This window comes from Halomonas getboli (genome assembly GCF_023094245.1).
Lineage (GTDB): Bacteria > Pseudomonadota > Gammaproteobacteria > Pseudomonadales > Halomonadaceae > Halomonas > Halomonas getboli.
The window spans coordinates 1-528 of sequence record NZ_JALMEW010000016.1; the positions used below are offsets into that span (position 1 = coordinate 1).

At 51.7% G+C, this 528-nt stretch carries 2 tRNA genes; both read right to left on the reverse strand.

Annotation, left to right across the window (positions count from 1 at the left end):
• Positions 1-222: 222 nt before the first annotated feature.
• Positions 223-298, reverse strand: a tRNA-Ala gene (locus tag MYL53_RS17165).
• Between the two features lie 105 nt (positions 299-403).
• Positions 404-480, reverse strand: a tRNA-Ile gene (locus tag MYL53_RS17170).
• Between the last annotated feature and the right edge of the window lie 48 nt (positions 481-528).

A 528-nucleotide genomic window follows, 5' to 3' on the forward strand; every position in this document is an offset into this window, starting at 1 on the left:
ATAACCCCAAGGGGTCTGATCTGCGATGACAACAACGACAATTGCCGGATACGCTTGAGACGTATCTCATGCCCTCTCCCGGGTAGGAGAGGGACTTTGTCAGCATGATTCACATTGTTAAAGAGCGACTGTCAATCGACAGTCACAAACGTCTCATTGCCTTGTGCAATGATCGCTTGTGACTGTGGATTCACATAACACCGACTGTAGGACCCTGGAGAGTGGTGGAGCCTAGCGGGATCGAACCGCTGACCTCCTGCGTGCAAGGCAGGCGCTCTCCCAGCTGAGCTAAGGCCCCTCTGACACCATCAAGATCGATGGAAATTTGAGTAAGACGAGGCGCTTTTGGTCGACGTGTAGCCTGCTACACGAGAGTAAAAGCAACGACGTATTACGCAAATTTTGGTGGGTCTGGGCAGACTTGAACTGCCGACCTCACCCTTATCAGGGGTGCGCTCTAACCAACTGAGCTACAGACCCAAACAGTCTTTTGCTCTGGCCGATCAGATAATTCATTGTGGACACTTG